Annotated in this window: 12 protein-coding genes; 5 read left to right on the forward strand and 7 right to left on the reverse strand. The window is 52.0% G+C overall.

Features of this window, described 5'->3' with window-relative positions; translation table 11 throughout:
- Positions 1-179 precede the first annotated feature (179 nt).
- A complete protein-coding gene (locus tag QQK89_RS29120; protein WP_284242279.1) occupies positions 180-1,694 on the reverse strand; it encodes a carboxypeptidase M32 in 1,515 nt (504 codons plus the stop codon).
- A gap of 133 nt (positions 1,695-1,827) precedes the next feature.
- On the opposite strand from QQK89_RS29120, the gene QQK89_RS29125 reads away from it, so the two are divergent.
- Together QQK89_RS29125 and QQK89_RS29130 are read left to right on the forward strand one after the other, a co-directional pair.
- The gene (locus tag QQK89_RS29125) at positions 1,828-2,148 is read left to right on the forward strand and encodes an iron-sulfur cluster biosynthesis family protein (protein WP_284242280.1); all 321 of its coding nucleotides are present in this window, start codon (positions 1,828-1,830) and stop codon (positions 2,146-2,148) included.
- A 32-nt stretch (positions 2,149-2,180) separates the two neighbouring features.
- A complete protein-coding gene (locus QQK89_RS29130) occupies positions 2,181-2,750 on the forward strand; it encodes a beta-class carbonic anhydrase (RefSeq protein WP_284242281.1) in 570 nt (189 codons plus the stop codon).
- Between the two features lie 29 nt (positions 2,751-2,779).
- On the opposite strand, the gene QQK89_RS29135 is transcribed toward QQK89_RS29130, so the two are convergent.
- On the reverse strand, positions 2,780-3,319 hold the full coding sequence (locus QQK89_RS29135; protein ID WP_284242282.1) for a DUF309 domain-containing protein: 540 nt from the start codon (positions 3,317-3,319) through the stop codon (positions 2,780-2,782).
- Between the two features lie 137 nt (positions 3,320-3,456).
- Here QQK89_RS29135 and QQK89_RS29140 point away from each other — a divergent pair, with 137 nt between their 5' ends.
- Positions 3,457-3,885, forward strand: coding sequence for a hypothetical protein (locus QQK89_RS29140; RefSeq protein ID WP_284242283.1), 429 nt, complete (start codon positions 3,457-3,459; stop codon positions 3,883-3,885).
- Entirely contained in the window at positions 3,885-4,169 is a 285-nt protein-coding gene (locus tag QQK89_RS29145) for a YxcD family protein (protein WP_284242284.1), read from the forward strand. Before QQK89_RS29140 ends, QQK89_RS29145 begins: the two co-directional genes overlap by 1 nt.
- A 132-nt stretch (positions 4,170-4,301) precedes the next feature.
- Here QQK89_RS29145 and icmF read toward each other — a convergent pair whose 3' ends face one another.
- The 5 genes from icmF to QQK89_RS29170 all read right to left on the reverse strand — a co-directional run bounded on the left by icmF (position 4,302) and on the right by QQK89_RS29170 (position 11,339).
- Entirely contained in the window at positions 4,302-7,550 is a 3,249-nt protein-coding gene (gene icmF, locus QQK89_RS29150; RefSeq protein ID WP_284242285.1) for a fused isobutyryl-CoA mutase/GTPase IcmF, read from the reverse strand.
- A 167-nt stretch (positions 7,551-7,717) separates the two neighbouring features.
- Positions 7,718-8,950, reverse strand: a complete 1,233-nt coding sequence (locus tag QQK89_RS29155) for a beta-ketoacyl-[acyl-carrier-protein] synthase family protein (protein WP_284242286.1) — start codon at positions 8,948-8,950, stop codon at positions 7,718-7,720.
- 1 nt (position 8,951) lies between these two features.
- Entirely contained in the window at positions 8,952-9,476 is a 525-nt protein-coding gene (locus QQK89_RS29160; RefSeq protein ID WP_284242287.1) for an SRPBCC family protein, read from the reverse strand.
- Positions 9,449-10,642: an NAD(P)/FAD-dependent oxidoreductase gene (locus QQK89_RS29165; RefSeq protein WP_284242288.1), complete on the reverse strand. Its 1,194-nt coding sequence runs from the start codon at positions 10,640-10,642 to the stop codon at positions 9,449-9,451. Before QQK89_RS29165 ends, QQK89_RS29160 begins: the two co-directional genes overlap by 28 nt.
- Positions 10,635-11,339 carry a methyltransferase domain-containing protein gene (locus tag QQK89_RS29170; protein ID WP_284242289.1) on the reverse strand — a complete coding sequence of 235 codons (705 nt, stop codon included), beginning with the start codon at positions 11,337-11,339 and terminating at the stop codon, positions 10,635-10,637. Before QQK89_RS29170 ends, QQK89_RS29165 begins: the two co-directional genes overlap by 8 nt.
- A 183-nt stretch (positions 11,340-11,522) precedes the next feature.
- On the opposite strand from QQK89_RS29170, the gene QQK89_RS29175 reads away from it, so the two are divergent.
- Positions 11,523-13,454: a glycosyl hydrolase family 18 protein gene (locus tag QQK89_RS29175; RefSeq protein ID WP_284242291.1), complete on the forward strand. Its 1,932-nt coding sequence runs from the start codon at positions 11,523-11,525 to the stop codon at positions 13,452-13,454.
- Positions 13,455-13,529 lie beyond the last annotated feature (75 nt).

Here is a 13,529-nt window from a genome sequence, read left to right on the forward strand (position 1 = left end):
ACACTAACTCAGTGTCCACTTTCTTGACAGAGGTCCAAACAGCACGTGTGCTGGAAAGTAGCTAATTAAGAGGAATTAACCGACTTACAGCCGGTGTGATGGAGTAGCATGCGGTGAAAATGGCCAAATACAAACAAAAAACCGCCCCTTCCGGGGCGGCCGCGCTTTTACAGCTTATTTTACAGCTTATAAATGTCTTTGTATTTGCGCTCGAGGTAATTCACCAGGTGCTGCGGATCTAGCGGTTTGCCGGAGATGCCCTGAATGAGCTCAGACGGTGACTTCAGCTTGCCGTATTTGTAGATCCGTTCCGTCAGCCACTCCTTAATGGGAAGAAGCTCGCCGCGGCCCACCAGGTTCCAGAAGCCATCAAGCTCCCGCTCCATCGTGTCCGCGATTTGCGCGGCGTACATGTTGCCTAGCGAATACGACGGGAAGTAACCAAAAGCGCCGCCTGACCAGTGAACATCTTGCAGCACGCCTTCCGCGTTGTTTGGAGGAACAATCCCCAAATATTCTTTGTATTTGTCATTCCAGATGGCCGGCAGATCGGCTGCCTTGGCGCCTTCATTAAAGATCATCTTCTCGATCTCATAACGGATAATAATGTGCAGGTTATAAGTAAGCTCGTCTGCTTCAATCCGAATCAGCGACGGCTCCACGACATTGATGCCGCGGTAAAATTGCTCAACGGACACGTCCAGCTGACCTGGGAATTGCTCCTGCAGCTTGCCGAAATATTGTTCCCAGAACGGCTTGCTGCGTCCGATGACATTTTCCCAGAACCGCGACTGCGATTCGTGAATGCCCATCGAAGTCCCCGTGCATAGCGTAGTGCCAATGAGCTCCTGCATAAGGTTTTGCTCGTACAAGGCATGTCCGCCTTCATGGATCGTGCCAAACAACGCGCTTGTCACATCGTCTTCCAGATAACGGGTCGTGATGCGCACATCGCCGGGGTTCAGCCCCGTCGCAAACGGATGAACGCTCTCGTCCAGTCTGCCGGCTTCGAAGTTGTAACCCATCTGGTTCAGAATAAACAAGCTGAACTTTTTCTGCGCTTGCTTGTCATAATTCTGTCTCAGGAAAGACGTATCCGGTTGATGAGGAGATGCCGCAATCGCCGCAGCGAGCGGAACGAGCTGCTCGCGCAAACCGCCAAATACGCGGTCGAGTTCAGCTGTTGTCATCCCCGGCTCATATTGGTCAAGCAAAGTATCGTAGCGTGTAGCTTTAGGTCCCCACAGATCAATAAATTGCTGCGTATAATCAATTACTTTCTCCAGCAGCGGCTGGAAGCTGGCGTAATCGTTATTTGCTTTCGCTTCCTCCCATTTGGATTCCGCTTGCGACGAGAGAACGACATATTCCTGATAAAGTTTCGGCGGAATTTTGACGCTTCGATCATAGTCTTTACGCGTTTCACTGACAAGCTTCCGCTCGATTTCCGACAATTGTGCTTGGGCGGCAGGCTGCTCCAGCTCATTCAAATATTCGCCAAGTTCCGGCGACGTCGATAGCTTGAACATATCGCCGGACAATGCGCCGATCACTTCCGAACGGGTATCCATCCCTTTGCGCGGCGCGCCGGTCCGAAGATCCCAATACAACACGCCAAGCGCTTCCTCGTAGCTCTTAATCTTGCGTATAGTCTCCATGAACTTTGCTGTTGTTGAATCGTTATGTACCGTCATGTTTCTTCCACCTTCCCTGTTCCAAATTTGCTCATTTAATGCAGAGCATAACTTGATCTTACCGATTACAAAACGTATAATCAACTTTAACCTTTTCGTCATTAGTAGAGTAGAAAGAAGGAGAGGAACCTGCATGCGCATTACTTTTACTCCTGCTGCCGTAGAGGCATTGACCCCTTACATAGAGGATGGCCAAAAGCAGCTTAAGCTGCTGCATGATACCGAAGGCTGCGGCTGCGTCATGAGCGGCGTGCCTGCTCTTCAATTGATTGAGCAAGGCGGTCCCGACGACCGTTTGGCCCAAGGCGATCCGTTCCCGTTCTGGTTCGAACCTCGTCACGAGGTGTTTTTTGAACCGGAGCTTCGCATTGATTATAATGCCGAACGGTATGCCTACAGCCTTAAGAGCGATAACCAAATCTATACGCTCAACCTGCGTTTTGTGAAGAACTAATTACGAATCATAATCATCAGGAGGTTATTCTAATGAGCAATCTGGAAAAAATCTTGAACCACAACAAAGCTTTTGTTGAAAACAAAGAATATGAGCAATACCTGACTGATAAATTCCCTAACCGCAAGATCGTAGTTGTCACTTGTATGGACACTCGCCTTGTAGAACTTCTGCCTAAAGCTCTTAACCTGAAGAACGGCGATGCCAAAGTTATCAAAAATGCCGGAGCGATTATTACGCAGCCATTCGGCAACATCATGCGCAGCGTACTGGTAGCCTTGTATGAGCTCGGGGCTGACGAAGTATTCATCATCGCGCATCATGGCTGCGGCATGACGGGCATCGATCCGGAGACGGTGGTTGGCCACATGCTGGAGCGCGGAATCCCGGATCAAACCATTAATACGCTTCGCAATTCCGGCGTTGACCTGAACCGTTGGCTGACCGGCTTCGACAACCTGCAAGACAGCGTTGAGAAAAGCGTAAGCATTGTGCGCAACCATCCGCTTCTGCCGCCGAACACGCCGGTTCACGGCCTTGCGATCCACCCGGAAACAGGCGCGCTTGATCTCATCGTTGACGGCTATCAGCATCTGAAATAAGAGAGACAGCAAAGGAACCGAACCCGTGGTTAATTCACGGTCCGGTTCCTTTTTTTCGCTTCTATCGCTGCCGCGCGTTCCGCTACAACATCGCTTCGGTCGCGCAGCTTATGGCGATGGATCAGGGACTCTTCATGAAGAGGACTCGTTCTCCCCCAATCTACCGCAAGTGACTGGCATTGCCGCAAACATTGCTCCTCCAGCTGAGGATCCGTAACGGTTAACGTCATGTCTTGATACGGTATCGGCTCCCCCTGCCCTGCATGCAATCGTTCATAGCTAAGCTTCAGATCCGCAAGAGCCCTTGCGCCATCCAGGCCTAACTCATCCAGGGATTGCTCGCCGAGCTTCTCCAATGCTTTTTCGTACATCTTAATAGCGCCTTTCCAGTTGCCCCGCCGTTCATGATATAAACCCACGGCAAGCTGGATCAATCCAACCCAAATCGCGGACCGCGGATCGCCTGGATGCTCCTTCCAATATTCCTCCAGCAGCTCGTGACATTCGAAGAAATCGCGCGTCCCGTTAAATTGCACCAAATACGAAACATAAGCGGATGGATACGTCATAGAGCTTCTCCCCTTTGCATATATATGATTTGGAACATTGTGTACAAAAATATTTTGAAACCTCCGTTAATATTAGCCGTAAATGTGTATCATAGCAACGAATGAGCTACACATCGAAGCAGGAGGAGACGTACACAATGAGAAAAGGGTTACTGGTCATCATGGCTTTCGCTTTGTTCCTGACATTTGGTCTAGGACAAGCGGACGCGGCGAAACGAGGCGGCGGATTCAAATCTCCGAAACAAAGCTACACGCAAACACCTAAGAAACAAGCGAACGTGCAAGAATCTACAACGGGAACAAAGACTGGCGCTACAACGAATAAGACCGGCGCTACAACGACGAACAAAGGATTTTTCGGCGGCGGCAGCTTTATGAAAGGCATGCTCGTTGGCGGTCTGGCTGGTATGTTGTTTGGCGGTCTGATCGGCAATATGGGCGGCATGGGTCAGTTCTTCGGCCTTCTCATTAACCTGATTGCGATTTTTGTCCTTGTAAGAATCGTTATTTCGTTGTTCAGAATGTTTAAGAAAAAAAATAATCCCGATACACGGAGACCTTATTAATGATCAGAATATTCACGGACGAAATTATTAATGCCGTTTGTCTGCACATGGCAGATCGAAGAGGCGTGCAACCTTCGGACGTGGAGGTGCAGCTGGCTTGGGAAGAAGAGTACGGCTTCACCGCAGAAGTATGGGTAAGTGGTCGGAGCCAATACATCATCGAAGCAAATCTGCTCGAGGCGATCGAGCAATATATGTACCGGCAGTACAACCGCCGCGTCTTCCGCTCCAACATCAAGCTTGATGTGGACGAAGAAGAAATGTGGGCGGATATCGAAGAATAAAGCAAAAGCCTCCAGTCCATCAGGCCTGGAGGCTTTTGCTTTGCTATCTATCCGTTTGTTGCTCCTCTTCCCTTCTCTTTCGATCATTAGCCCATGCCCGGTCAACCGCTTCTTGCGCAATCTAGTTGCGATTCACATATTCCTTCTATATTGTCCGCCGATCTCAAATAACGTGCCTGTAATTTGACCGATGGATGCGTATTTCACCGCTTCCATTAAAGCTTCAAACAGGTTGCCGCCTGACACCGCCGTATGCTTCAGCTCTTCCAGCGCTAGCGCGCATACCTCTTCATGCTTCGTCTGGAACGCCTGTAATTGCTTGATTTGAGCCTGCTTTTCCTCTTCGGTCGAACGGGCAAGCTCGAGTTCCGAGTGGAATTGTTCCGGATTAGGGTTAAGGAACGTATTCACGCCAATAATCGGAAGCTCCCCGGCATGTTTTTTCTGCTCGTAATATAACGACTCTTCTTGAATTTTGCCCCGCTGATATTGCGTTTCCATCGCGCCAAGCACGCCGCCCCGTTCATGAATCCGGATAAACTCCTGAAGCACGGCCTCCTCCATTAGGTCGGTTAGCTCTTCCACGATAAAAGAACCCTGCAACGGATTTTCGTTCTTCGCAAGTCCGAACTCCCGGTTAATAATGAGCTGAATGGCCATTGCCCTCCTTACGGAATTTTCGGTAGGCGTGGTTACAGCCTCGTCATATGCGTTGGTATGAAGAGAATTGCAATTGTCATAGGTCGCCATTAGCGCCTGCAGCGTGGTCCGGATATCATTGAAATCCATTTCCTGCGCATGCAGCGAACGTCCCGAAGTCTGAATATGGTATTTCAGCTTTTGACTCCGTTCGTTGCCCCCGTATTTATGTTTCATGACGGTTGCCCAAATGCGCCTCGCGACGCGCCCCATCACGCTGTATTCGGGATCAAGCCCGTTGCTGAAGAAGAACGACAGGTTGGGGGCAAAATCATCGATCTTCATGCCTCTGGCCAAGTAATACTCGACATAAGTAAAACCGTTCGCAAGCGTGAATGCCAGCTGCGTAACCGGATTGGCACCCGCTTCCGCGATATGATAACCGCTTATGCTGACCGAATAATAATGGCGTACGCCGTGATCGATAAAGTATTGCTGGACATCTCCCATCATTTTGAGCGAAAATTCCGTACTGAAAATGCAGGTGTTTTGTCCCTGATCCTCCTTCAAAATATCGGCCTGCACGGTCCCGCGAACTGATCGCATAGCCGCTGTTTTGATGTCCTGATACTCCGTCTCGTCTGGCTGCCGGCCATTTGCGTTCGCGAATTTCTCCGCCTGCTGATCAATCGCGGTATTCATAAACATGGCGAGCAAGATAGGCGCCGGTCCGTTAATCGTCATGGAGACGCTGACGGAAGGCTCGCAGAGATCAAACCCCGCGTACAGCTTTTTCATATCCTCAAGCGTGCATACGTTAACCCCGCTGTTCCCTATTCTTCCGTAAATATCAGGCCGGTCGCTTGGATCCTGCCCGTACAGCGTGACGCTGTCGAAGGCGGTTGACAAACGTTTCGCTTCATCGTTCCGGCACAGATAATGAAAGCGGCGATTGGTCCGCTCGGGAGTGCCTTCACCGGCAAATTGGCGTTTGGGATCCTCATCCGTTCGCTTGAATGCAAATACGCCTGCCGTATACGGGAAGTAACCCGGCAAATTTTCCAAGAGCAGCCATCGCAGCAACTCTCCTGGATCATGAAATTTTGGAAGGCTTACTCTTGGAACGGCGCTCCCCGAAAGCGATTCCAGCGTAACGGGGCGGTAAGCATTGCGGACCGTCGGCCACTCGGCAAGCAGCTTCCGGCAGTTCGGATTAAGCTCGGCTTCCCACTCCGCCACCATCGCATCAAGCTTTTCCGAGAAAAGGGAAGTTTCTTCTCTGGTCAAGAGGCGCCCCTGATTCGCATAGAAAAGCTGCCTGGTTCCTTTCAATTGCGTGATCGTCCGCACGACTGCAACTTGCTCCTCGATAAACGCTTTATACTGCCGTACCGTAAGAACAATTTCCCGTAAATAGCCGATTCTCTCCTGCGGAATGATTGCATTCTTAAACGTATTCCCGATTGCATTGCCCATAGTCCCGCTGGTAGAGATCTCTACCGGACGCAACGGCCAGCTGCCTTTCCTCTCCACAAGCTTCATCACATGCCGAAAAAGCGTCGTTACGCCTTGATCGTTGAACTGGCTAGCAATCGTTCCAAACACGGGAAGTTGCTCATTCGGCACCGATTCAAGCCGTTTGCTTCTTCTGTATTGTTTGCGTACATCCCTTAGAGCGTCCTCGGAGCCTTGACGCTCGAATTTATTGATGACGATAACATCCGCATAATCGATCATGTCGATTTTTTCAAGTTGGCTGGCCGCTCCGTATTCACTGGTCATCACGTACATCGCAATATCGCACAAATCAACAATAGCGGCATCTCCTTGGCCAATCCCGCTTGTCTCGACAATAACGAAGTCATAACCGGCATGCTTAACGACGGCAATCGCATCGCTTGTTGCGTCGCTAATCTCCGACTTCGACTTCCTGGTTGCCATGCTTCGCATATAAGCGCGCGGATCATGGATGGCGTTCATTCGAATTCGGTCCCCTAGCAAGGCTCCTCCCGATTTCATCTTGGTTGGATCTACCGAGATAACCGCAATGGAGCGGTTCGGATAATAATCCAAATACCGGCGCACAAGCTCGTCGGTCAGCGAGCTTTTGCCCGCGCCTCCCGTTCCCGTTATGCCTAGCACGGGTACTTCCGGCATCTGCCCGCGAAGCTGCTCTAGAGCTGCCGCCGTGCAGGCATCAACCTCTCTTCTTGCGGCCACATCCTCCGCGGCGGTGATTAGTCTTGCCGCAGCCCCCCAGTTGCGCTGCTTCAACAGCTTGAGATCAAGCTCTGCCTGTCTTGGCGTGGGATGATCGCAAGCCTCTATCATATGGTTGATCATCCCCTGCAGCCCCATAACGCGGCCGTCCTCAGGGGAGAATACTTTGGCGATACCGTAACGATGCAAAGCCTCGATCTCGGAAGGGATAATAACGCCCCCTCCACCCGCATAAATCCGAATATGGCCTGCCCCGGCCTGCTTAAGCACGTCATGCATGTAGGTTAAATATTCAATATGCCCGCCCTGATAGGAGCTAATCGCAATCCCTTGCACATCCTCCTGAATGGCAGCGCTAGTTACTTCCTGAACCGACCGGTTATGGCCCAGATGGATAACTTCCACGCCTGATGCTTGCAGAATCCGTCTCATAATATTAATGGATGCGTCATGACCGTCAAACAAAGCGGCGGCTGTAATAAAGCGTACATGGTTTTGCGGGCGATACACGGGTATTTCCATCGTTGCTCCCGCCCTTCCAATAAGGTATATCGCTTCGACTCCATCCTTCCTATTATTACAGTATTCGTCTGAGAGCCAGTGATGTTACTAACCGCAAAAAAGCATCCCCCTTCCAGGCAACAGATGACCTCTGCCGTGAACGGGAATGCTTATTGTACGGACTAAGTTTACGCTTTGCGGAATGCCAGCACGGCGTTTACGCCGCCAAATCCGTATGAATTGGATACGGCCGCTTCCGCTTTGACTTCTCTAGCTTGACGCGCAACCAGATCGATCTCGGCTTCTGGATCCGGATCATTCAAATTGGTGGTTGGCGGCAGCCAGCCGTTGTTCAAGGACAGAAGCGTGATAGCGGCTTCAATCGCTCCCGAAGCACCAAGCGGATGCCCGTACAAGCCTTTCGTGCCGCTGACGGCAACAGGCCGATTGCCGAATACGCTGCGTATAACTTTGGACTCGGTCACATCATTGAGCAAGGTCGATGAGCCATGCGCATTGACGTAAGAGACATCATCCGGCGACATGTCGGCGCTCGAGAGCGCCAGCTTAATCGCCCGGGCCGCTTGTGCTCCCGTTGGCAGCGGCGCGCTCATATGGTGAGCATCATTGGTTAGTCCAAACCCTGCCAGCTCCCCATAAATGCGCGCACCGCGGGCACGGGCATGATGTTCGGCTTCAATGACAAGGATTGCCGAACCTTCGCCCATAACAAAGCCGTCCCGGTTCCGGTCAAACGGTCTGCTTGCGCTGGAAGGCTCTTCATTGCGCGTTGACATGGCCCTCAGCATATCGAATGCTCCGAATGACAAAGGAGCAAGCGGAGCTTCCGATCCTCCGGCCAACACCACGTCGGCTTCGCCGCGGCGGATGGCCTGCAAAGCTCGTCCAATCGCAACCGCGCCGGAGCCGCATGACATCGCGTTTGTTTCATTAGGTCCGTTAAATCCAAATTCCATCGCAAGATTGCAGGACGCCGCCCCGCCAAATACCGAGAAGCCAAGCGTCGGAGAGACCGAGCGGAAGCCTCCTTGGAAATATTGACCGCATTGCTCTTCCGCAAAAGCGATTCCGCCTAGCGCGGAACCCATATATACGCCTGCGCGCTCGGACTCCAGGTCTTCCGCGTCCAATCCGGAATCCCGAAGGGCCATAATTCCGCCGGCCACGGCCAATTGGGAATAGCGGTCCATCCGGTGCGCTCTTTTTTTATCCATAAACGCGGTTGCGTCAAAATGCGGGATTTGCGCCGCAATCCGGCTCCTGAGCCCTTCTGGCACAAACCGGTCGATCGGTTTAACCGCGCTTTCGCCTCGCTGTACGCCTGCCCATAACGCCTCGACGCCTATGCCAATTGGCGTTACGCAGCCAATGCCAGTCACTACTGCTCTAATCTCAGTCATCTTAGCCCACCTCTTCCTGTACAATCTGCTGTTCGATCTGCTGTTCGATCTGCTGTTCGATCTGCTGTTCAATCTGTTGCTCAATCTGCTGCTTTAAACCTTGTAACGTTCGTTCCGCAATCGCAAACACAAACACCTCGCCAATCATGTCCGAAGCAAGCTTTCTGCCAAAAGGCGGCTGCAGCCATTTATGAATGATGACCACTTTGACTTGATCGCCATCCACATGCGGTTCAATCTGCCATTCGACTTCCATCCCTGCCGTAACGCCGCGAACATGCTTGTAAAATACGGAATTGCGCCGTTCATCCACAATCATCTCGCTAACCCACCAGACTGGCCATTTGAACGGTTTGAACGGCCTTACCGCTCTCATCATGACTAACCCGCCTTGCTCGCTGCTGCCCTCCTCAAACCGGACGCCCCGGTAATGCGGCAGCAGTTCGGGCCATTGCTCGACCTGCCGGGCATATTCAAAAGCGGTCTGAATGTCGCAATTTATGGTGATTTCATTACGGGTATACATGCGTTCGTCTCCTTCGGACAATCTCCAATTACTTCGGCAAGCTTGCTTGTTAATAACGAGGAGGCACCAATCATTCTTAACGCCATGCGCCATAATAGCGGTTGTCTGCTTAATCGTTCAATCACGTGCTGCAGTCTCGTCCCGAACGCAAACTCCTCATGACGGGATATGCCATAATCTCGGATAGACTCCGAACTTCGGGTCTGCAAAGCTTGCAGGATGGCTGGTGCGGCAAGCTCGGCGCTTCTTAATGCCCGGTATATCCCTTGACCCGTTAAGGGATCATAATAGCCGGCCGCATCGCCAAGCAGCGCCAATCCTTCTATATGATGAGGCAGTATAGGGCGGTCAAACGGGCCGCAAGCCAATACTTCCCCGTCAACTTCGGCATCTTGCAACCGTTCTGCCAGCTCAGGTATTTCTCTAGCTTCGCGCAGCACATAGCCGGCTCGGTCTTTGCCTGCAGCAGCCGCCCCAGCCGTATGGTTCTTCCCTAGAGCAACGGTCATGTTCGCTAGACCGCCGCCGATTGGAGCAAGGCCGATGACCTTACCGTCTCGAGCAGTAAACAGCTCTACCCTGCCGTTTAATCCATAAACGCCGTCCAGTCTGGCCGTAAATGCCGCCTTGCGGAGCGGACCATAACGGTTGACCTTCGCATTCCTCGCCACAACGGACCGAAGCCCGTCGCTTCCCGCAACGAGGGCAGCCCGAAGCGTCACCGGTCTCCCCCCTGGAGATCGTGCGATAACCCCTGCAATCCGCTCCCCTTCCCACAGCAGACGCTCCACCCTTGTACGCTGTTCGAACTCGGTTCCTGCTCTGCAGGCCATCTGGGCGAGCCAATGATCCAGCAGTTCCCTTCGGCAGCCGGCTCCGTTAAGCCCTTCAGGGAATGATGCCTCTAGGTTTGTCCTGCCGCTAATAACTCTCCAACCTTGTATAGGAGAGAATGGAAAATCAAAGGCTTCCTCTGCGCGCAATTGCCCCGTAATTCTGCCGAGTGCAGCAACAGCTCCGGGATTTAACGACTCTCCGCACGGTTTCCGCCGCGGGAATACTTCGGCGTCTACCATCAAGACCCGGACACCACTGTCTGCCAGTAATTTGGACGCTGCGCTGCCAGACGGGCCGGCACCAACTACGATGACGTCGTACCTAGACATGGCCAACCACAGCTAGCCGGAACGGAAAATGTTTATGCACAGCCGCTTCAACCCCAGCTAATGCTACGAGCTCCCGGGCTTCCTGCGGAGTGAACGAACGCTGGACCGAAAGCGGCCCGTCATGTCTGGTGACCGGGCTTTTCCATACGAATTTGGCAAGCAGCTTCGCTGCCGCATAAGCAAGCCGGTGCCGTTCCAAATCCGTAACCACCCATCCTGAACGGGTAACGCGGGCCATTTCGGCAAATAGCTTCACAGCCGATTCCTCGTCCAGATGATGAAGCGCAAGATTGCAAAAGGCCAGATCAAAGCTTTTGTCTGCAAAGGGAAGCGCCGTGCCATCCGCCAAGAGCACCTCGATTGAAGAATGTTCGTTCGTCCGGCTAGCAGCCAGCTGAACAATCTGCGGATGGTTGTCCACGGCAACAAGCGTAACTTCCCTTCCTCGCCGCCTGCACCACTCTACCAGCGCCACCGGGAGATCCGCGAGTCCGGTCGCAACGTCCAATATGCGAATCGGCTCAGACGGAGAAAGCTTTCGCATCAGCTTTTTCAGATGGACGAACAATGCGGGATTGCCGCCGAGATACCGGTTGACGCCCCACACTTCGCGAAGGCTTTTTTCCAGCTCCAACGGCTCTACGCCGTCACCGTCAAGCATTTCCTTCAGGTTTAGCCGCTCGAACAGCTGTGCCACTCCATTACCACATCCTTCCTAATGGACTTATTGTTATTCTTTTCCACTTTTTTTATCCATCCACTATTGCCTTGCGAATTCCCTTCCATTATTTACACCTGAAAGAAAGCTTAAAAAAACCGCAACCTCTCCCTCCCAAAAGCGTCTAATTAATAGACTTTGAGAGGAGAGTGATAGAAGAACATGTTCAAAAAACTATCGGCGGCAGTTCTGCTTCTGTTCGTTGCCCAAGCGATTGGATCAACTGCGAGCAGCATGGCAGCTAGCCCGGATTCCGGCACAATGACAAAGTATCGCGTATACCAGAACGATCGTGCATTGCGTGAATTTGCTACCGATAAGCAGGCAATCGCTTACGCCAAAGGCTTTGAGTACAGCCATGTGGAGGCGATTACCGGTCGCGAATGGGTTTGGGATAATTGGCCGAGGTACAAAATCTATCAAGGCGGGACATCCAGCTTGAAATGGGAGTACCGCACCTACAACGAGGCAACGGCCGCAGCCAAACAAATGAAGAACGTACATATCCGGGATTTGCAAAGCCCGGGCTGGATTTATCAATCCTATCCGAAATACCAGCTCTATCAGGGCGATAAAACTAATGCGAATTGGGGTTTTACAACTCTGGACGCAGCCAAGAAAGCGGCGGCTAGTTGGACGAACGCGCATGTCATGGATCTAAGCTCTAACAGCTGGATTTGGGACAATATGTCCGATGCGACGGTGAAAAAACTGCGGAACGGCAATGCCATCTATACGATCAAGGTCGATAAGGTTCAAGTTGACGGGACAAAAACGTACGCTTTTTTGTACGATGCGATAAAAGCAGCCGCTTCCATTCCTAACAGCACGGTCGTTAATACGGTGTCCGGTCTGGTTGTCCACTCCAATGAGCCAACTTATGACGTGCAGCAAAGCGGCAAAACGATCAAATCGTTTGTAGCCCTGCAGCCGGCACTCAACTACGCCAAATATTTCGGCAACTCGGAAGTCAAACATAACGGGACAACCTGGTGGACCAGCATTCCTTATTTGGCGGTCTATCAAGGCGATAAAAAGCTCAAGTCCTTCTTCACCCGCTCGTCGGCCGTTGCTTATGCTAAGGCTTACTCGAACAGCTTTGTTATTAACGCGGACGGCCGTAAATTGTGGAGCAATACAAAAAGTCTCGTGTATATGGCATGGAACGGTTCCTCCAATACGCAGACGATCTTGAATCAAACAGCGAAAACGCAAGGTTTGTCCATCGATTCGCCTTCCTGGTTTGAGTTAGCAAACGCAAACGGCACGATAACGGATCTGTCCGATCCAACGGTCGTGTCGACGTTAGAGTCGCAGAACATTAAGGTAATGCCACTTGTCTCCAACGATTTCGACAAGCAGATGACGACAGCATTTCTTGCGAATTCAACGGCGCAGCAACAGTTTATTTCAACTCTAATCACGAAGCTGGCCACGCTTGGCGTATACGGCGTGAACATTGACTTTGAGGAAATCGCTGGTACGGACCGCGATGAATATACGGCTTTTGTTGCGGCCCTATCGAAAGCCGCGCATGCCAAAGGTCTTAAGGTTTCCATCGACTTGCCGCGCGGCGACGTATCCTGGGATCATCTGACTGCCTATGACCATGCTGCCCTCTCGCAAGCGGTGGATACGATCATCATCATGGCTTACGACGAGCATTGGAGCGGCAGTTCGACCGCCGGTTCGGTAGCCAGCCTGCCATGGGTTGAGAAAGGCGTTCAGCAATTTCTAACCTACGGCGTTCCCCGCAGCAAGCTGATGCTCGGAATCCCGTTCTACGTGCGGGAATGGAAAGTTGACGGTTCCGGCAATCTCGTCAGCAACCGTGCCGTCCTGATGAGCGACATTCCGAAGCTTGTTGCGGATACGAATGCCGTTGGCGTTACCGATCCTGCAGCGCCAGGCCAGACCAAATACAAATACGTGAAGGACGGCTTCACGTACGTATTCTGGGCCGAGAACGCAAGCACGGTTCAAGCGCGAATCAACTTGGCGAAGAAATACGACCTCGCCGGCGTAGCTGCCTGGCGCCTCGGTTACGAGACCACAGATCTCTGGACGATGATGCTTCGTCTGAAGCAAGGTTAAATGGAAAATCCCCGGTAAACGCTTGATTGGCGTATACCGGGGATTTCTTCTATTAGTAGATTATGAACGTTAGGA

It is taken from the genome of Paenibacillus glycanilyticus (genome assembly GCF_030161375.1).
Lineage (GTDB): Bacteria > Bacillota > Bacilli > Paenibacillales > Paenibacillaceae > Pristimantibacillus > Pristimantibacillus glycanilyticus_B.

Excerpts from the sequence above, each read along its gene's own strand:
- QQK89_RS29120 (WP_284242279.1), bottom strand. The coding sequence starts at position 1,694 with ATGACGGTACATAACGATTCAACAACAGCAAAGTTCATGGAGACTATA.
- QQK89_RS29125 (WP_284242280.1), top strand. The coding sequence starts at position 1,828 with ATGCGCATTACTTTTACTCCTGCTGCCGTAGAGGCATTGACCCCTTAC.
- QQK89_RS29130 (WP_284242281.1), top strand. The coding sequence starts at position 2,181 with ATGAGCAATCTGGAAAAAATCTTGAACCACAACAAAGCTTTTGTTGAA.
- QQK89_RS29135 (WP_284242282.1), bottom strand. The coding sequence starts at position 3,319 with ATGACGTATCCATCCGCTTATGTTTCGTATTTGGTGCAATTTAACGGG.
- QQK89_RS29140 (WP_284242283.1), top strand. The coding sequence starts at position 3,457 with ATGAGAAAAGGGTTACTGGTCATCATGGCTTTCGCTTTGTTCCTGACA.
- QQK89_RS29145 (WP_284242284.1), top strand. The coding sequence starts at position 3,885 with ATGATCAGAATATTCACGGACGAAATTATTAATGCCGTTTGTCTGCAC.
- icmF (WP_284242285.1), bottom strand. The coding sequence starts at position 7,550 with ATGGAAATACCCGTGTATCGCCCGCAAAACCATGTACGCTTTATTACA.
- QQK89_RS29155 (WP_284242286.1), bottom strand. The coding sequence starts at position 8,950 with ATGACTGAGATTAGAGCAGTAGTGACTGGCATTGGCTGCGTAACGCCA.
- QQK89_RS29160 (WP_284242287.1), bottom strand. The coding sequence starts at position 9,476 with ATGTATACCCGTAATGAAATCACCATAAATTGCGACATTCAGACCGCT.
- QQK89_RS29165 (WP_284242288.1), bottom strand. The coding sequence starts at position 10,642 with ATGTCTAGGTACGACGTCATCGTAGTTGGTGCCGGCCCGTCTGGCAGC.
- QQK89_RS29175 (WP_284242291.1), top strand. The coding sequence starts at position 11,523 with ATGTTCAAAAAACTATCGGCGGCAGTTCTGCTTCTGTTCGTTGCCCAA.